A 19,830-nucleotide genomic window follows, 5' to 3' on the forward strand; every position below is an offset into this window, starting at 1 on the left:
CGAATTTCACTAATTAACACAAATTTAAATTAGTGAAAATTAGTGAAATTTGAGTTTTATAAATGCTACTGTTTCACAATATGAATTGCTTTACTGCTTTCATTATTTTTAATGAAATATACTCCAGAAGCCTGATCAGAGATGTTAATCAGATTTCCTTTTCCTTCCTGAATTTTAGCTCCTGATGAGGAATAAATTTTCCATTCCATTTCCTTTGAAAGATGATAAACTCCTGTTGAAGGATTCGGGAAAACGATTACTTTTTTTGAATCTTCTAATGGGAAATCAACATCAAGAGTACAGCTATGAACCATATAAGTAATCTCTTTTTTGTTATTTCCTGCTGTATTAGTTACGGTTAAAGAAACGGTTTTGTCGCCTTCTGTGCCATATAATATAGTATGTGGACCAACACCTGTTGCGGTTGTTGGTGTTGCATTTTCGCCAAAATTCCAGAGATAAGTATCAACTGTGCCAATCGAAACAGAGGTAAAGGTAACCGCACTATTGATACATCCCATTGATTGATTAACTTCAAAATCAGCAACCGGAGTTGTTGAATTTCCTGATAATGAAAATTCCATTTTGTTTACGTTAACGTCGGCTTCATCAAACCAAAGCGTGATCACATGAACGCCCTGAGTTAATGGAATATTTGGAATCGTAATCGTTTGCCAGGCTTGAAAACCGGTTGTATTAGGAACCGCAAATCGACCGGAAACATTTACGCCGTCAACTTCAATATGAAGTGCTTTATTATTGTATGGCGTTGCAACTCTTAGTTTTACGTCATAATTTCCGGTTGTGTTTACTTTTGCTGTATATTTAAGCCATTCGTTTTTAGCTACATATGAAATATTAAATCCGCCTTCGTTACAAGCTTCGGTTCCTACACCGTCGCCAGCCCTATAAGCAGTGTCTCCACCGCTATTACTGTCAAAAAAGGCAGAAGGACCAATATCATAGTTTTCAGCTTCAATAATTCCCGGAATCTGTGCAATTAACCCTTGGTATGGTGCAGAAGGAAGTGTTGTCGCTGTATAAAATGCTGTATAGGTTATAGTTCCCGTTACTGGTGCCTGAAAATTCTGGTTTACAGTTCCGCCCTGACTCCAATGGTCAAAATCATATCTAATATTACCAACATATTGTGGAGTTGGCGCATTAAGCGTTTGTAGTTTTGCATTGGCGACAACTTGTTTGGTCGAAGGTGCAGTAACCGGCTTTTGATTGAATTCTAAATTAAGTAATGCTGGAGAACTTGTTACAGTAACATCAACCAAATTGGGTTTTATATCCACAAATTTTGTTGCGGTTAAGCCGTTGCTGTCGGTTACTTTTACGGTAAACCTGTACCAAACGTTTGGTGTTTTTTCACCTTGATTGGATGCTACAAAAGTTCCGGATTTTACTCCTTGTGGACTTGCACCGGGATGTGAATGTCCGGCTCCGGGAATATCTTCGTGAAAAAGATCCATACTCCATGAAAAAGCACTGGCAGGCAATACGCCATCTTCTATATCGGTTGCTGTAGCTTCAAAATTAACAACATCATCAGCATTCCATTTTAAAGTCGCTAACGGAAATTTCAAATCAACCGTTGGTGCATTACTAAACGGTGTTACCGTAAGTGTTGCCGGATTACTCGTTACGTTTCCTGCAGTATTAGTTACAATAACTTTGTATTGTCCTGCATTTGCAGCCGTTACACTTGCAATTGTATAAGTAGAAGCCGTTGCTCCGTTGATATTTACATTATTAAATTGCCATTGATAAGTTTGCCCAACACCGCTTGCCGTAACTTCAAAAGTAACCGGTTTTGTTGCCATAATACTTTGAGATTGCGGATGATTTACAATTGTTGGCGCTGCAGTTTCGATATAATCTAATTTGATTAAAGAACCGTTGTTTCCGTAAGCGCAGTAATAAATATAACCGTCGTTGCCTAGCATCATTCCAAGTGCCTGCTGTTGCGGAGCTTCGTAAAATTCGGTAGAAACCGGATCTTCAACATTGGGATCAAAAGATCGAATAGCATTTCGAACAAAATCCTTAATAATAAATTTCCCCTGAAGATTCGGATATCTTGGCGTTGTCGGATTGTACAAAACACCATTTGTCAAAGCATTTCCAATACTTCCGGTGGCGTAGGTAAAAATGGGATTGGTAAACAAATTCGTTTCGGTTTGGTTACCGTCACCGCCTTGCGGATGTCCCCAGGCATAATTGCGAATCGTTGGATTGCTGATTTCGTTTATTTCTTCCCATGAAGTTCCAACATCCAAAACAAATAATTTATTGGCTGCTACATTTGGAACCAATCGCCACGGATTTCTAAAACCGTAAACCCAGATGCTTTGTCTTTGTATAGAACCGCTTCCGTAAAAAGGATTTCCGGGCGCAGGTAATCCGTTTTCTGTCAAACGTAAAATTTTTCCTTTATAAGTATCTAAATCCTGCGAGTTTGTATTTTGCTGACTATCACCAACAGTTACATACAAAAATCCGTTAAAGAATTTTAAATCTCCACCGTTGTGAAATCCGCCGCCAATAGGTTCCAGCAATAAAATTTCCTGTCTCCCTAAAACCTGATTGGCTGCATTGATTTGTATTCTTTCAATTCGGTGTCTGATTACACCTGCGTCATCAATAGAATAAAAAACGTAAATATAACCGTTTGTAGCAAAATCAGGATGAAGTGTAAGTCCAAGAAGTCCTTGTTCAGCATCTGTAACAGTAGTAACAGTAAAAACGGTTGAAACAGCATTGTTTTGAAAAACCTTGACGATTCCTGCTCTTTCAGCGATAAAAATCCGTCCGTCTGAAGATTGTTCTAATGACAAACCTTCTTTAATAACCGCCGTAGGAGCGAGGGTTTCTGTAATGTACTGGCAATTTGCCTGCCATGAAATCAGTAAAAAGAAAGCATAAATGAATAGCGGCTTTAATTTTTTCATCTGATTTAATCTAAGATGTAAATTTTTTTTCATAAGTTATTTTTAGTAGATTGTGGTAAAGGGGCAATCAAAATTAACATTTTTTTTACTACTAAACTTATTTTTTGTTTGATAAAGTATTTTGCTAGTGAATAGATGTAAAAGGCTAGTAAGTAATGGTTTATCCTTAAATAATTGCAAAATTTATTATTTATTTTTAAGATTTTTAATAAATTTGATGTAAGAATTTCTATCCAATAACCATTATGGAAAAATTAAAACGCCCGGTTTATCTAAAACCTGGTACTGATGATTTTTTTAAAATGCTGCAACGAGAAGTGAGAGAAACAGTTTTAAAAAATTCATCTTTGTACCGATTGAATATCATTAAGTCTATTGGACTTTTAGTACTCTTTTTTTTATTTTACACCTGTATTCTGTTATTCGGTAACAGCACGCCTTTACTTTATAGCTTTTATATTTTGTGCGGTATAAACATGATTGTACTTTTTATCAATGCATTTCATGATGCGGCGCACGGAGCACTATTTAAAAAGCCAAAACATAACGAATGGTTTACTTACGCATTAGAACTTTTTGGCAGTAATCATTGGCTTTGGATACGTCGCCATGTTGGTCTTCATCATGCGTATCCTAACGTTCCCGATTGGGATATTGATATTAAGCAAAGCGATATCATCAGGATTTTCCCCAATAGTCCGCTGTTCAATTACCATAAATATCAGCATATTTATATGTGGTTTATTTATCCGTTGTATAGCCTAAATTGGATTTATATTCGCGATTTTAAGGACTTTTTTGGGAAGAAAGACAATTATGTAAAGAAAGTAGTTGATCAGATTCCGAAAAAAGAAATCTATAAGTTATTTGCAGCAAAAGTATTCAATCTTATCTATTTGCTTTTTATTCCGATGATGGTTTTAAATCAGCCTTGGTATGTTGTTTTAGGCGCCTGGTTTGCCATGCATTTATGCGGAAGTATGCTTGGAGTTGTAGCACTTGTATCTACACATGTTGACGAAGACGCCCATTTTCCGGTAACAGATGATGAAGGAAATCTATCTGCGAGCTGGGCTTTGCATCAAATGATTGTAACTAAGGATTTTAGTACAGATAGTAAATTGGCTAACTTTTTATACGGCGGGTTCACGCATCATGTTGCACATCATCTTTTTCCGGGAGTTGGTCATACGTATTATCCTTATATTACGCCAATTATAAGGCGTTACGCTCAGGAATATGATCTTCCTTATACTTCTTATCCTTTTTACCATGCGGTGCGTTCTCACTTTAGAATGCTAAAAAACAAAGGTGTAAAAGAAAATATTTTGATGACGGGAGAAATATAAGCTCAAATTATAAAGACAATTTTTTACATTCTTCTTCCAGAATGCCAAAAATAAGTGTGGGCGGTTTTTTCCATTTTTTGATAGTTTCATCTTTGAGTAAAGGATATTGTGAACTAAAACCACCAATATCACCCGAAGCCAAACCAATAATGATAGTGTTAATTTGGTGATGCCTAAGGACGTATGAACACATAATACAAGGTTCGTGTGTCGTGTACATAATACAATCTGAAAGATCCGGAGTTTGAAGCAGCTTTCTGGCATTTCGAACAGCTTCAATTTCTGAATGAAAAGTAATGTCCTTAAAGGTTTTTCCGCCTTCAATACCTTCACCAACAATTTCACCATTTAGCACCAAAACAGAACCAACCGGACTGTCGCCATTAAGTTTGGCCACTTTTGCAAGTTCAATGCATTTGTTCATGTAATATTCATGATTTTGATTTTTCCCTGGCTGCATACTACAAATTTAACCTAATATTCTAAACCTCACACACATTTTATCAATAAAATTTGTTTTTATGTAGTTAACTACGTAGTTTTGTATTGTAAAAAAATAAAAGATATGAAACCGTTAATTATTCCCATCCAAAATGAATATTCAGAAGCTGCAATAGATTTGATATTAAACATTCAGCAGAAAGAATTTAATGTTCCGATTACCATAGAAGACCAGCCGGATTTATTAAATATAAAAGATTTTTATCATGCCGGAGGCGGAGGTTTTTGGGGTGCTTTTGTAAATGATGAATTGGTAGGAACTATTGCTTTAATAAAGTTTGATGAAAAAGAAGCAGCCATTAGAAAAATGTTTGTAAAGAAAGAGTATCGCGGAAAAGAATTCTCGATTGCCCAAAAATTATTAGATACTTTAATTCAATATGCTAAAGAAAACGAAATCGATGACATATATTTGGGAACCATTTCTAAACTAGAAGCGGCTTTGCGTTTTTATGAGCGAAATCATTTTGTTGCCATCGAACAGGAATTGCTTCCGGAGAAATTTCCGTTAATGAAACCAGACCATGTTTTCCGTCATTTACCTTTAAAATAAGAAGAATGAATATAATAGATGAATCAGGAATTTTAGCCCTTTCAACGCGATTGCAGCGTTTGAGCGAGCAATTGCGTAAAGACGGAGCTTTGCTTTATAAAGAATACGGAATTGACTTTGAGCCGAAATGGTTTCCTGTAATCTATACATTATATCATAAAGAAGTTTTGAGCGTGGTTGAAATTGCCAACGAAATTGGTTACACACATCCTTCAACCATCAGTTTATTGAAAGAATTGGAAAAACAAAAACTGATTAAATCTAAAAAAGACAAAATCGACGAACGTAAAAGATTACTTCAATTAACCCCAAAAGGGCGGGAGCTTATCGAAGAAATGAAACCGGTTTGGGCAATTATGACAACGATTTTGAGTGATATTGCTGATAATCAAAACAACTTACTTCAGGCCATTAACGAAGCCGAAAACAAGATATTACACCAGAGTTTTTTGCAGCGGGCTTTGCAATTGAAGAGTGAAGAATATAGAATAAAGAGTAAAGAGTAAAAGTGGATGAGTGAATTAGTTATTTTTAGAAAGTAATAAAAAAGTCCTTGAAAAAAATCCCAATATACAATCAAAGTCCCGAAGCCGTTGGCGGTATTTTTGTTGCCTATCATTCTGCTGAAGATTTAGCCGGTTTCGATGATAAATTAGAGGCGCATCGGGATGATTTTTTTATATTTTTTGTACTTACCAAAGGGCAGGCGGTTTTGAAATGTGATATGATTGATATCGAAATAAATCCTATTAATGTATTGATGATAAAACCGCTTCAAATTCATCACGGGCAGGATGGTTCAACAGATGCAGCGGGATATTATATAGGCGTAGCACCATTTCTTATTCCAAATAACTGTATTGAAATTTTTCAGAATCTAAAAATTGCAGAACAACTCAATACAATTGATCCGGCGTACCGGGAAGAACTTTTAGATACCATTGATTTAATGCATCGTTCGTTTAAAAGCTCGAATCCTAATAGAACACAGATCATTAACGGTCTTTTTAATGCCTTAGTTTATAATTTAGCGAATATATATTCAGGCTCAAAAAATGAGGTAAAGGAATTAAAAAACCAATCAGGATTAATTTATGCCAATTTCAAAAAGCTGCTTTCAGAAAATAGTTTTTTGGAAAGCCCCTCTTATTTTGCAAAGAAATTAAATATTACTACCTCACATTTAAATGATTGTGTAAAGGCTTCATCGGGAAAATCGGTTACATACTGGCTGCAAAATGCTATGATTACCGAAGCACAAAGATCATTGTATTATACTGAAAACGAAGTCAAAGAAATAGCTTTTATGTTAGGATTCGAAGATCATACTTACTTTTCAAGGTTATTTAAGAAAATTACGGGCGTAACGCCACTTGCTTTTCGGAAAAAATTCCGTGAATAGTCCAATCATCTCCATTTCTTATGCAATGTATTTTTAATGTTTTAGCTTCAATTTTGAATTGAAATTTAAAACATAAAAATTATGAATTCTATGCCCAAAATTATTGGTGATTTTATGGAAGTAGCTTTTAGCAATAAAATTTGCAAAGTAAAAGTTACTACAGTAGAAATGCCAAGTCCTAATATAAAAATAATTGCATTCAAAGGTGTTTTTCCTCATGTAAAATTTAAAATCGGGCAAGCAATTGTCATCAGAATTGATGAAACCAATTACCGAAATTACACGCCAAGCAAATGGAATAGCAAAGCAGGAACTTTCGAAGTGATTTTTCATATTCATAACAATGGTCCGGGAAGTGAATGCATTAAAAACTTACAACCAAATGACCAGATAACGGTTGGTTTACCGAGAGGTTTTACTGTTTTTAATACAGCAGCTAAATATCATTTCTTTTTTGGAGATGAAACCTGTATCAGTGTTTTTAATAGTATGAAAGATGAAATTAACCGCTCTGAAAATAATTATTTGGGCATTTTAGAATTAGATCCTGAATCGACAGAAGTACCGAAAAAATTAGGACTCATTACAGACATCGTGCAAAAATCAGTAAACAAAGCAGAATTTGCCATACAATCGCTTCACAACTTAGACACTGAAATTTGGAACTTATGGAAAGACGGTCAATTTTATTTGTTGGGAAATGCGAAATCGATTCAGGCTTTTAGAAAAGCGTTAAGAGAAAAAGGTGTTTCGAACAAAAATATTTATACTCAGCCGTATTGGGCAGAAGGGAAGATTGGGCTTTAACTTTGATAGCTTTGTCAAAGTTTTAAACTTTGACAAAGCTCTGTGTTTAAATATTTTTTTCAAAATAAATTGCGTAACTCAAAAGTTACTTATATATTTGTGTAACTTAAAAGTTACTTATTATGGAAAGAAGCATCAAACATCAGTATTTCTTTGCCCATTCTCCTGAAAAGGTTTGGCAATATTTAACCAATTCCGATTTAATGGAACTTTGGTTAATGAAAAACAACTTTCAACCCGTTGTAGGAACTGATTTTCAGTTCAGAATCAATCCGATTGAGAGTTTAAATTTTGACGGTATTTTTTACTGTACTTTATTGGAAATGGAGCCTTTTAAAAAACTTTCGTATTCATGGAAAGCAGGTCCAGGAGAAGGTAAGATTACACTGGATTCTGTCGTAATATGGAAACTGGAACCAACTGCAGAAGGCACAAATGTTTTCCTGGAACATAATGGTTTTGCCAAAGAGGAAAATCTTGGTTTTTTCGATGGTTTCAATCATGGATGGGTGGAAAAATTCGAAAAAATTGCCAACTTAATAAACGCATAAAATGGCTGTACCAACTCTTGATGCATTTCAGGTCATTGGAGATCCAAGCAGAAGAAAAATGTTGCTTTTGCTTTGCGAAGATCGTCTGACAATCAACTCACTTGCTGATCATTTTGATATGAGCCGTCCCGCGGTTTCAAAACACATTAAAATCCTGAATAATGCGGGTTTTATTGCGATACAAGACAGTGGGCGTGAACGTTATTGCAGTCTGAAAAAAGACGGTTTTGAAGAACTAAAAACCTGGATTTCGTACTTTGATCAATTCTGGAATTCTAAACTGAAAAAGTTAGAATCGTTGATGGATGATACTAAATTGCCGAATTAGAGCAACTATTAACATGTTACCGCAGAGTTCGCAAAACTATATTCATATAGCTTTGCGAACTCTGTGTTTATTAAAAACCTCCAATTAAAAAATTCTTAGCGATCTTTTGCGTAAATCTTAGCGAACTCTGCGGTAAAACGCCACGGTTTATAAATTTAAATTGATATTTACTTATCTTTATAAAATAAAATTATAAGTAATGACCATTCAGCAATTAAAATATATCGTAGCCTTAGACGAAGAACGCCATTTTGCAAGAGCCGCCGAAGTCTGCATGGTAACACAACCCGGACTTACGATTCAGTTAAAAAATCTCGAAGAAGAAATCGGAATCAAGATTTTTGATCGAAATAAAGTGCCGCTTACGCCAACATTACTAGGAATTGAAATAATCAATAAAGCCAAAAAAATTCTCCGTGAAGCCGATGAAATCCGCGATTTTGTGGTCAACGAAAAAAACTTGTTGGAAGGAGAATTGAAGCTTGGTATTATTTCGACTTTATCGCCGTATTTGATTCCGCTGTTTATTAATGCGATGAGAGAAGCGACGCCAAAAGTACGTTTTATCATTCGGGAATCTAATACGGGACAATTGATGAAGGATTTAGAAACCGGTGCGATTGATGTCGCGATTATGGCAACGCCAACGGGAAATGCGAATTTAATAGAACATCCTATTTTTAAAGAACCTTTTGTAGCTTATTTGAATGAAACGCATCCAATGGTAAACAATGATTTTTATGAATTACAGCCCGGAGATAAAACTGAATTATTGTTGCTTCATCACGAATTTTGCTACAATGCACAGCTTTTAGACATTTGCGGATTAAAAAATTCAGACAAAATAAAAGAGCAGTTTACGTACGACATTAGTTCGATCGAAACCTTAAAAAATCTCGTTCGCGCACAATTGGGTTTTGCGATTATTCCACAGCTTTCGGTTATGAATGAATCTACAAGCGGACTTTTTAAACCCTTTAAAGAACCAATTCCGGTAAGGGAAATAAGTTTGGTAGTTTCAGATTCATTCTCAAAGAAATTACTCTTAGAAAAAATGAACGAAGCCATTTGGAATTGCCTTCCGGATTCTCTCAAAAAAGACTTCGCTTATCGAAAAATTCGTTGGAACGACTCGCCTTATTTTGTGAAAGAAGTCAGCAAATTTTCATGAAATTCCAATATTTTAAAAGAAATTCCAAAACAAAAATTCCAAATTCCAAATCTGTTGCGATTGGAATTTGGAATTTTTGTTTTCAAAGTTGTGCTTTTATTCTCGATTTGTCATTCTGAGGAACGAAGAATCTTCGCAAGTAACTCCGCACAGAAAGACGATAATCTTTGTAGAGTTACTTGCGAAGATTCCTCCTCCGTCGGAATGACAATATTATGTAAATATTGGAATTTGGAATTTAATCCCGACGCTTCGGGATTGGAATTTAATTTCTAGAAGCTTCAATAATCACATTAGCCACTTTTACCGGCTGAGACATAAAAACCACGTGACTTCCTTTTATCTCAGTAATTTTTGTGTTAGAACGTTTGTACATCGCACGTTCGATATCAGGATTGATGCTTTTGTCTTCTGTAGCAACAATTCCGTAAGAAGGTTTGTCTCTCCAGGCTGCTTTAGTAACTGGTGTAAGGAAACCTTTTGCGTGAAAAGCACCTTGCGAAGCGTACATAAATTCAGCTTGTTCTTTGCTGATATCCGCAGCAAAACCAGCATGGTATTTGGCTTTATCGTAATATACAATTCCTTTTTCGTCTACAGGCAATACACCATTTTCTGGAGCAGGAGGCGCAGTTTGAAGCCATTGTACAGTAGTTTCTCCGTTATCAGGCTGTAAAGCTGCGATGTAAACCAATGCCGCTACTTTTGGGTGATTTCCGGCTTCTGTAATTACAGTTCCACCCCATGAATGTCCAACCAAAACAGTTGGCCCGTCTTGTTTGTCGAGCGCTAAGTTTGTTGCAGCAACATCATCTTCCAAAGAGCTTAACGGATTTTGAACGATAGTAACATTGTAACCTTTTTTAGTCAAAACTTCGTAAAGTGCTCTGTATCCCGAACCGTCTGCAAAAGCGCCGTGAACCAATACTACGTTTTTAATTTGTGGCGCAGCATTTTTAGCTTGCGCATTAACATTTACAGCAGTAAACAATAAACTTAAGATCAAAGCGGCGAACAAGAAATAACGATTCAATTGTCCTTTTATATATAGTGTTTTCATAATTTTAGATTTTTTAAAATTGATATTGATATTGATTTTTGCAATTGATATTGAATTTAGTTTAAAGTAACAGATAACGTAATTTCAGTATTTAACAATTTTGAGATTGGACAAATTTCTTTTGCTTTTTGAGCAGTTTGCTGAAAATCTTCTGCAGAAATTCCAGGTACTTTTCCGGTCAATTCTAATTGAATTAAAGTGATGGTTCCGTCTTCGAAAGTAACTTTTGCTACTGTATCTAAATCTTCCGGAACAAAACCGGCTTCAGAAAGTAAAAAGCTCAATTGCATGGTAAAACAGCCAGAATGTGCTGCTGCGATTAATTCTTCAGGATTTGTACCAACACCTTGTTCAAAACGGGTTTTAAAAGATAATTGTGCTTCGTTAAGCGTTGTACTTTGTGTACTAATAGTTCCTTTTCCTTCCATTCCTGTACCTTTCCAGTTTGCGTTTGCTCTTCTTGTAAATTTCATGATTTCTATTTTTTAAAGTTGTTTTTTAATTATTTCAAATCAGTTGTTTGATTTTGATGAAGCAAAGGTATAGGGAAGGTATTTATAAATCAAATTAATAATTTTTTAGGGTTATTAAATTTATTTATAATGATTGGTATGGAAGGGATTCAGTATGGAAGTATTATTTACTTTTTTATTTCTAAAATTTTGAAATAAAAAAACTGCATAAAATGTTTTTAAATTTTACGCAGTTTCTTTAATGTTAAAAATTATGATTGTCATTATATCGACATATTATTATCTTGAAGAGCTTGTTTTTAAATTACCTTCAAATACATAGAACAAAGAGAAGTTCTAATTATTAATATTAAATTTTATAATTTAACATCCTTTTCAAAGTATCTTGCATAGCAATTCTAAAAGCGTCATCTTGAGTAACTTTTTTATATAAATCAAGTTCCATTTTACGTTGTTGCGCAATAATCTCATCAAACATTTTTTTGAAAGCTATTTCTCTATTTTGAGTATCTGCATTTTCAGAATATTTCTCTAAAAAATCTGGATGAGCCTCAATATTTTTTGCTAAACTCAAAAATTTAATTCTCCGTTCTTCTGGAGTAGCTTCCCAGGCTTGAAACCATCTCTCATTAAAACTATTTATAATTACATCTAATGGATCTTCATCTTTTCCTCCTCCGTGAGCACCTCTTGGATTCGGATTTTGAGGATCTAATTCTGTTTCCCCATCGTCAAGACTTATTGTTGTATTTAATTTTATACGCTCTAAACCATAAGTAGATAAATCGACTGAATTTAATAATTCATCTAAAGCATCTATACTCGTATCAACAATAATCAACTTTGGAATTAAGAATTTTAAAAACCAAAATAGCTTTTCCCAGTTTAAAACTTCATATGGAAGAATGGATGCCATTTGACCATATATTTTTACAAATTGTTTAGCTTTTATTTTAAAATCAGCTTTTTCACTTTCTTCTAATTCTAATTGAGAATTGAATCGGTCAGCAGCTAAATCAATTATTGGACTTAACAATTGTGCATCAACTTTTTTGAAATATTTATCTACGAAATCTTCTACTTCTGACCATTCGTAAACTCCAACGTTATCTAAGACTGCCTTTATTTCATGCAAAACATTTACATCAGTAGCTTTATTTAAAGATGTTGCTGTATAAAATGGATCAAAAGCATCTTTCATATCTTCTGATGAATTGAAAAAATCAAGTACAAATAAATCTTCTGTTTTTTTACCTAATTTGTTCGCTGAACGATTTAAACGAGACAATGCCTGAACTGCTAAAACGCCCTGTAGTTTTTTGTCTACGTACATGGCGGTTAGTTTTGGTTGGTCAAAACCAGTTAGATATTTGTTAGCGACAACTAAAATTTTATATTCGTCGCTATCAAATTTATATCTTGTATCTTTTTCTGCAAAACCATTAATGCTATCTTCTGTATATTCAATGCCATCGATTGTTTTTTTACCTGAAAAGGCAATCACCACTTTAAATGGTTCTCTTTTTTCTTTTAGTATTTTTTGAATAGCAAAGAAATACTTTATAGCTGACTCAATACTTTGCGTTGCGACCATTGCTTTAGCCTTTCCTTTAAGCTTTTTTGTATTTACAATTTTATTGATAAAGTGATCAACAACAATGTCTGCCTTAATAGCAATTGTCTGTTTGTGCTGTTCAACAAAGGCACGCAATTTTTTTTGAGCTTTATTAGTGTCAAACAATGGATTGTCCTCTATTGATTTTTCTATCTCATAGTAACTTTTGTAGGTAGTATAATTGGCTAAAACATCTAGAATAAATCCTTCTTCGATTGCTTGTTTCATTGAATACAAATGAAATGGCTTGAATTTTCCATCTTCTTGTTGTTCTCCAAATTTTTCCAGAGTATTTGATTTTGGAGTGGCTGTAAAGGCTAAATAAGAGGCGTTCTTACTCATCTTACGTGAACGCATGATTTCGATTATCTTATCTTGAGGATCTTCATTCTCTTCTTCATTGTTGATTCCCATAGCACGATTCATATTGTCGGCTGCAGAACCACTTTGACTACTGTGGGCTTCATCAATAATTACCGCAAAACGTTTGTCACTTAAATCTGCAATTCCATCAACAATAAAGGGAAATTTTTGAATAGTGGTAATTATAATTCTTTTACCGCTTTCTAAGTTTTCTTTTAATTCTTTAGAGGAGTAGGCTGGAGCTACAATGTTTTTTACTTCAGAGAATTCCTTGATATTTTCTCGTAATTGTTTATCTAGCAATCTTCTATCTGTAACTACGATCACAGAATCAAAAAGTGGATTTGTTATTCCTCTACTTCCTGGAGTAGTTTCACTTTCAGGGTAGGTTTCAATTAATTGATATGCTGCCCAAGTAATTGAGTTTGATTTTCCAGAACCAGCTGAGTGTTGAATTAAGTATGTTTGTCCAACACCATTTTTACTAGCATCTGCAATAAGTTTTCGTACCACATTCATTTGATGGTAACGAGGAAAAAATAAATTCTTTTTATTTAGTGGATCATTTTCCTTTCCATCAAAACGAACAAAGTGCTGAATGATATTGGCTAGACTTTCACGAGTCAGCACTTCATCCCATAAATATGATGTTTTATGTCCAAACGGATTTGGAGGATTTCCTTTTCCGTAGCTATGTCCCAAGTTGAAAGGCAAGAAGAAAGTATTAGCGCCATCCAATTTGGTTGTCATATATACTTCGTCTGTATCCACAGCAAAATGCACAATACAACGACCAAAATTTAATAAAGGTTGTGTAATATCTCTTTTCGTTTTGTATTGGTTTTGTCCATGAACTTTGGCATTTTGACCAGTCCAATGATTTTTGAGTTCCATTGTAGCCAGTGGAATACCATTTACAAACACCACCATATCTATTTCTTCGCGCTGATTGAGTAAAGAATATCTAATTTGGCGGGAAACGCTAAATTCATTATTTTCGAAATTAGCTTTAGCTGATGGACTACTACTCGCTAAAGGCAAAACGTATAATAATGTAAAATGAGCATCATCTACTTCAAGACCTTTACGGAGTAAACGTAAAATGCCATACTTTTTCACCAAACGATCAAAACGTTCCAGAATTTTCAGTTTCCAATCGTTTTGCTTTTGTAGTTTAGCCAGTTCTTCTGCTTGTGTGGTTTCTAGAAAATGCCAAAAACGAACTTCATCAATAGCATATTTTGCATTGAAATCTGAAGCATAACCGATATAATAGCCGTTGCCCGAACGATATAATTCTCTTCTTTCTTGAATATCTCCGTCTTGTTTCAAATCTTCTAGACAAGAACCTGTAAGTTGTTTTTCTATAGTAGCTTCTAAAGCTTGTTCGTTAGTTTGGCTTGGCATATTTTCTAATTTTTAGACCAGTTTTCTAAAGCTGCAAATACGTCTTTTAGATTTGTTTTTTTTGAATGAAAGTCAAATATATATTCACTATTTGCGACAAATTTAGATTTGATCAATTGATAAATCACTTTATTGTTAAAAATAGTTTTACAATTACCGTACGAACTCCAAACCCCGAAATTAAATCTTCCATTCTCCCAAAAATGTTTAGACATTCCTAATACTTGGTTATATTTCAATATGTAAATTATATACAGTTGATTTTGGGCATTCAATTCATCAAGTAAAGCACTTTCATTTTCATACCTATCGATAAACCAATTTTTTTGATTAATTTGAATAAAAGAATCCATATCAGGATTAGAAAACTGATATAATTTTTTAATTAATTCTAAGAAACCTGATTGTTTATAAAAATCGCTTTTGCGAATAACTTTATCATTATCTCGAAAATATGCATTAGTAGGTATTAATTCTCCCTTTAAAATATGCTCATATTTTAAATATAAAGAATAAGCTTCAACTATATTTTCGAAAACCTCAATATTAAAATCAGATTCAATTTCTAGAGATAATTTTATTAAATGTAAAATTTCACCATCATTATACTTAAGCATTGTACAAAACCAAAATGCGTCTTCAATTCTTAATCTGTTATCTGCATAATTATTATAAATAATTAATTTAGTTCTCTGTTCCTCGTTTAAAATTGTTTTAGATATATCCTTCTTCACTAATAGAGCCGTAACATCTTCTCCTATTTCAAGCATATTAATATGTTGAACCATATTAGATATTAGATCTCGAACGGATTTTTTAACATTACTATCATTGGACAAATTAGAAACAAACTGAAAAACTCTTAAAAAACCAAAATCGTCAATTGGAATGTTAGATTCAATATGTTTTTTACAATAAGCTAACAATGGCAATAAAATAAAAAGCTGATTTTGATTTAGAAAACTTCCATTAATAAATTCAGAGAAATTAAATTCAATTTTAAATTTATCAAATGGTTTTAATACATCTATTAAATGATTTTTAGTGAAAAAGTTTTTTATATAAGCCAATGATTCAAAATAACTACTAAGTTCATTAAGTTCTAAATAGGTTGTATCAAGGTCCTTTTTATTACTTTGTAAATAATGAATTTTCTTTTCGAAAACATCATCATTATTTAACGATTGAAATTCAATCATCTTTAATAATTGCGACCAACGTAAAAATTCATTGAACCCTTCATCTGCACTGAAACCTCTTATTTTCAATCGGTTTTTCCAAAAGAAATCTTGCCATTTTTCCCATTTTTCACTCCATACTAAAGGATTATTCCTCACGATATCAGAATCAAACAGCTTAGCTCTAATTGACTCATTATCGGCCAATTGTTGCCCTCTGGAATTCATTGTAATATATAGTTCTTCACCTTGAGAGGTTTCCTCCGTTTTAAAGTGCCAAAATTTAATTTTCGACTTGATATAATCAAAGTACTTATCCGTCGAACTTTTAAATTTTTCATCGAATTTCTGGAAAATACTATATCTATCCTCATCACCAACAATTGATCGAATAGTTACATCCAACGAAAAGTTATTTAGAAACCATGTTTTATTTCGAACGTCTAATAAATCTTCTATTGTTTGCGTGTGTGAAAATAATTCAACAAAAAAATGATGTGTTAAATTTCTCACTCTGTAATCGAAGCCTAAAGATCCTTTGGAAATATTGATATTAAACAGATTCACAAAATCACGTTCTCTATTTTCTTTTATGGCAAAGTAAAACAGCAGTAAGAATATAGTGGTAAAGCGTTGTTGACCATCAATTAAATACAAATCTCTATCTTTTGATGCTGAACCATAACCTGGGCGGTAAGAATACAGGAATCCTATATTCATTGCTAAAGAAGCATCATTCATTTGCTGTAAAGCAGCTCTCAAAGTTGTTTTTGTTTCTTCAGGTAGCGAAGGAGAATCTATCAAATTTTGTAAATTCTCGCTTTCGGATTGTATTTTGCTATCTTTTGTAGATCTTCCTTCTATAACATCGTTTATGAAAACATCTATAATATTATGTGCATTGTACCCCCAAACATACTCTCGTTGTATTTCGGGCACAATTAAGTTATAATGATGCAGTATTTCTTCTACTGAAACTTCTTGTAATGCATTTTCACTCATGATTAATAGGTAAAAAAATGATTGATTTGTTGATTTATATAACTAGCATTATTAATTATATCATTTTGTAACCAAAACTCATTATCTGTGTAGCTGTCTTTTTGTGTATCGCTAAGAAAATCTCTAACAAACACCTTGAATGTATGCGGTTGTATAAAGTTCCCTTCGTTATGAAAAGAAATTATCCTACTGCGCTTTTGTTCATACACTTTGTTGCCTAGACCTCTATTAAGCGAACGATGAAGTAACACTAAATTACCAATTGAATTTTCTTTTATATCCGAAGTTCTGTCTACTAAAAACTCAATAAATTGTGATTTAAATTCTTCATTATTTAAGTTAGATTCTAAATTGAGAATATCTACATCTTTCTCTTCAAGTTCTCCTATTTTAATTAGTAGTTTTACATACTTTACAATTTCGGCATTCGATTTATCTTTAGGATTTTTAGGAAAAATATGTTCAATGTCTTCAAGGTTCTTTTTAAAATACACTGGTGGAAGGAACGCTATGTTTTCTTTTAAACATTCAATTATATCCATTAACAAAAGCGTTTTGATCAATAAATCTGTATTGTCGTCATACCAATTAACGTGAAGGTCTGTAAAATTTACAATACTACCTTCTACTGTAAAGTAAGATTTTATATAGTCTTTTAACTCTTTTACAAAAACGTGTCTCGTTGAACATTTTTTCCATAGTTTCCAAACTTTATTAAAATCAGTGGCTTTTCGAGTAGGTTGATTTGCGAAAATGTATCCTAATAAATGGTAAATTTCTCTATCATGGAACCAATCATACAGCGTATGATGTAAATGGATTATATCTTTATATAACGCTATAGCTTCACTTGAACTTTCAATTAATTCTAAAGAAAGTACATCTTTATTATTCGACTCTGCGAATAGCAAATACAAATAATTAATGGGGTAAAAATCATCATTGAACAATTTATTCTTTCCAATGTTTTCAGACTTAATGTTTACTAATCTTCTAAAATAAGTTTTCACTTCATTCTTACTCCACCACGCATTGATTTGGTCTAATTCCCACCCTAATTTTATTCTTCTCTCATTAACAAAAATGATATTTTTTAAATCACCTTCATCTTTTGATTCTTCTTTAGCTACTCTAGTAATAAGTATGGCACGAATAAGGTCGGAACCATCTAACGGAATTCTCTTGGAGTTAAGATTTCCAAATATTTTCTCTTCAGATTGGCTTCCTTCAACCTCATTAACAATAAGTTTTACATTATGTAAAAGCTTCGCTTTAAAATTTTCAACATACCTTTCACCTTCTTTTTCTCTTAATTTTTCAAACCACTTTTTTACTGTTAAAGCAACTTGCACGATATAATAGATATCCTGCAAATCATAATCAGGATATGTTGCAACAATATCATTCCAGCTGTTAAACTCTGAATAAAAATCGAAATCGTGATTTGTAATCCAATTATTTAGGGCTTTATTTGTAAATTCTCTTATGCTATTTTCAGGAAATCTAACTTTGTTATAAACCAATTCTTTTTCTCCTAAATAAGATAATATAATAGTTAAAGTAGTTAACCTTTGTTGACCATCTATAACATTGTAAATATTATCTTTTTTAGTAATTGTAATGTTTTGAATACAGTAAAAAAGATCGTCTTTTAATCTACTTGTATAGATGTCGTTCAATAACTTTTCAACATTATTTGGTTCCCATTTGTATCCCCTCTGATAATGTGGAATATTAAAATATTCAACCTGACGATGTGAAAGAAATTCATTTGAATCAAAAATCTCTTTTACGCTATATAGTAGTTTGTTTTCAGCCATTTATATGTTTTCTTTTTTAAAAACCTTTACCTTCCCAGTTACAACCCCATCAATCAAACACATTTTATACTCTTTCAATTTCTCAATTTCTTGTTCTTTTAATGAAATTACGTTTACAATTTTGATGACAGAAGATTTTATGTATTCAATAATTTGCATTTGTTCTTCTAGTTCACAATGAACAACAGTTAATCTACCAATATCTGCACTGTTGATTGCTGGATAACTCATGCCTTTTGAATTGACAGTTACTTGTTCTGTAAACGCATCACTTCGTACAAAATTTGCTAAAAACTCAGGATATATGAAGCTTTTAGGTTGCAAAACAGCAAAACCAGTTGAATAAATATAAGTAGATTTAATTTCATCAATGAAATCAATGGCTTTTAAATATGTTCTAACGGTCGAAATTACGGTATCTCCTTTTTTTGCTATTCTTCTTGCCCTCGAAGGTGCATTTTTAAAAGTATAATCTTCAATATTATTTATACCATTTTCTAGACTTACACTTCCAATATCAACATATTTAAATTCAAAATTTTTATTAGTATTTTCTGGTAGAGTGTTTAAATTTATTGAACAAATATCTTTCAATCTCTTAACTTTCCAATGCTCAGGAATCTCCCCAATCCATTCCACACCGCTATCTTTCAACTTTACATCATCATTTAATCCTCTAGTTACCGCTTTATGAATCAGTATTTGTTTGCGTTCTTTGAGCAATTCAATTTGTTTTTGTTTGATTGTAATAGCTTGATCAATTTTGGCAGTTTTATCATCAAGAAAATTGGCTATCGAGGTTTGTTCCTCGACTTTTGGAACAGGTAAAAACGAATATGATAATTCAGGAAAACTAATGTTTTTTCCTTCTCTAATCCCAACCACACTTGTTTGTAATTCAGAGATGAATGAAAATGACTTAAATAAATACTTGTAATATTTTTCGTTAATTTTTCTTTTGGTTTTTAAAACTGTATATGCAGGACTTATAATACCATCGTGATGACAATATTCTAATCCACCTTCAAAAGATCTTAAACTTATTGCAAAGTCACCTTTTTCAATGAATTTAAAAGATTCTAATGCACCTGAAGGCATTACCATTCTGTTTTCAACCCAAGTTCTTGGGACAACACCTTTGTTTTGAGTAACGGATAATAATTCTTCATTTGGCTTATTTTTTTCGGAATGGTCTTTAAATAAATGTTTCATTCTGATAAAATTCCATTGCTCAGGAATTTCTCCTAACCATTCAACACCGCTATTTTTATACTTGTCGTACTTTTTCATCAT

General features: G+C 32.9%; 16 protein-coding genes. 8 read left to right on the forward strand and 8 right to left on the reverse strand.

Translation table 11 applies throughout. The annotated features are described in order from the left end of the window. Positions 1 to 65: 65 nt before the first annotated feature. Positions 66 to 2,957, reverse strand: a complete 2,892-nt coding sequence (locus RT99_RS09800; protein WP_117614808.1) for a PQQ-dependent sugar dehydrogenase — start codon at positions 2,955 to 2,957, stop codon at positions 66 to 68. 245 nt (positions 2,958 to 3,202) lie between these two features. Here RT99_RS09800 and RT99_RS09805 point away from each other — a divergent pair, with 245 nt between their 5' ends. Continuing rightward, on the forward strand, positions 3,203 to 4,306 hold the full coding sequence (locus tag RT99_RS09805) for a fatty acid desaturase (protein ID WP_042564530.1): 1,104 nt from the start codon (positions 3,203 to 3,205) through the stop codon (positions 4,304 to 4,306). 7 nt (positions 4,307 to 4,313) lie between these two features. On the opposite strand, the gene RT99_RS09810 is transcribed toward RT99_RS09805, so the two are convergent. Beyond that, entirely contained in the window at positions 4,314 to 4,766 is a 453-nt protein-coding gene (locus RT99_RS09810) for a nucleoside deaminase (RefSeq protein ID WP_042564531.1), read from the reverse strand. Between the two features lie 105 nt (positions 4,767 to 4,871). Between RT99_RS09810 and RT99_RS09815 the strand changes: the two genes are divergently transcribed. From RT99_RS09815 to RT99_RS09845, 7 genes are all read left to right on the forward strand, one after another. After that, positions 4,872 to 5,360: a GNAT family N-acetyltransferase gene (locus RT99_RS09815; RefSeq protein WP_042564532.1), complete on the forward strand. Its 489-nt coding sequence runs from the start codon at positions 4,872 to 4,874 to the stop codon at positions 5,358 to 5,360. Between the two features lie 5 nt (positions 5,361 to 5,365). Further along, positions 5,366 to 5,866: a MarR family winged helix-turn-helix transcriptional regulator gene (locus tag RT99_RS09820; protein WP_042564533.1), complete on the forward strand. Its 501-nt coding sequence runs from the start codon at positions 5,366 to 5,368 to the stop codon at positions 5,864 to 5,866. A gap of 47 nt (positions 5,867 to 5,913) precedes the next feature. Further along, on the forward strand, positions 5,914 to 6,762 hold the full coding sequence (locus RT99_RS09825) for an AraC family transcriptional regulator (protein WP_052483638.1): 849 nt from the start codon (positions 5,914 to 5,916) through the stop codon (positions 6,760 to 6,762). Positions 6,763 to 6,843: 81 nt separating this feature from the next. After that, positions 6,844 to 7,569 (forward strand): siderophore-interacting protein, encoded by a 726-nt coding sequence (locus RT99_RS09830; RefSeq protein ID WP_042564534.1) that lies wholly within the window; start codon positions 6,844 to 6,846, stop codon positions 7,567 to 7,569. Positions 7,570 to 7,691: 122 nt separating this feature from the next. Continuing rightward, positions 7,692 to 8,120, forward strand: coding sequence for an SRPBCC domain-containing protein (locus RT99_RS09835; protein ID WP_042564535.1), 429 nt, complete (start codon positions 7,692 to 7,694; stop codon positions 8,118 to 8,120). 1 nt (position 8,121) lies between these two features. Then, a complete protein-coding gene (locus RT99_RS09840) occupies positions 8,122 to 8,448 on the forward strand; it encodes a helix-turn-helix transcriptional regulator (protein ID WP_042564536.1) in 327 nt (108 codons plus the stop codon). 199 nt (positions 8,449 to 8,647) lie between these two features. After that, positions 8,648 to 9,619, forward strand: coding sequence for a hydrogen peroxide-inducible genes activator (locus RT99_RS09845; protein WP_042564537.1), 972 nt, complete (start codon positions 8,648 to 8,650; stop codon positions 9,617 to 9,619). A gap of 265 nt (positions 9,620 to 9,884) precedes the next feature. Here RT99_RS09845 and RT99_RS09850 read toward each other — a convergent pair whose 3' ends face one another. From RT99_RS09850 to RT99_RS09875, 6 genes are all read right to left on the reverse strand, one after another. Further along, complete coding sequence (locus RT99_RS09850) at positions 9,885 to 10,679, reverse strand: alpha/beta hydrolase (RefSeq protein WP_042564538.1); 795 nt, start codon at positions 10,677 to 10,679, stop codon at positions 9,885 to 9,887. A 56-nt stretch (positions 10,680 to 10,735) separates the two neighbouring features. Then, positions 10,736 to 11,152: an OsmC family protein gene (locus RT99_RS09855; RefSeq protein ID WP_042564539.1), complete on the reverse strand. Its 417-nt coding sequence runs from the start codon at positions 11,150 to 11,152 to the stop codon at positions 10,736 to 10,738. 349 nt (positions 11,153 to 11,501) lie between these two features. Beyond that, the gene (locus RT99_RS09860) at positions 11,502 to 14,537 is read right to left on the reverse strand and encodes a type I restriction endonuclease subunit R (RefSeq protein WP_042564540.1); all 3,036 of its coding nucleotides are present in this window, start codon (positions 14,535 to 14,537) and stop codon (positions 11,502 to 11,504) included. 5 nt (positions 14,538 to 14,542) lie between these two features. Then, positions 14,543 to 16,717 carry a DUF262 domain-containing protein gene (locus tag RT99_RS09865; protein ID WP_042564541.1) on the reverse strand — a complete coding sequence of 725 codons (2,175 nt, stop codon included), beginning with the start codon at positions 16,715 to 16,717 and terminating at the stop codon, positions 14,543 to 14,545. A gap of 2 nt (positions 16,718 to 16,719) precedes the next feature. Further along, the gene (locus RT99_RS09870; RefSeq protein ID WP_042564542.1) at positions 16,720 to 18,537 is read right to left on the reverse strand and encodes a DUF262 domain-containing protein; all 1,818 of its coding nucleotides are present in this window, start codon (positions 18,535 to 18,537) and stop codon (positions 16,720 to 16,722) included. Then, positions 18,538 to 19,827 (reverse strand): restriction endonuclease subunit S, encoded by a 1,290-nt coding sequence (locus RT99_RS09875; RefSeq protein ID WP_165587194.1) that lies wholly within the window; start codon positions 19,825 to 19,827, stop codon positions 18,538 to 18,540. Positions 19,828 to 19,830: the final 3 nt, after the last annotated feature.

Source organism: Flavobacterium sp. MEB061 (assembly GCF_000834715.1).
In the GTDB taxonomy this organism is placed as follows: domain Bacteria; phylum Bacteroidota; class Bacteroidia; order Flavobacteriales; family Flavobacteriaceae; genus Flavobacterium; species Flavobacterium pectinovorum.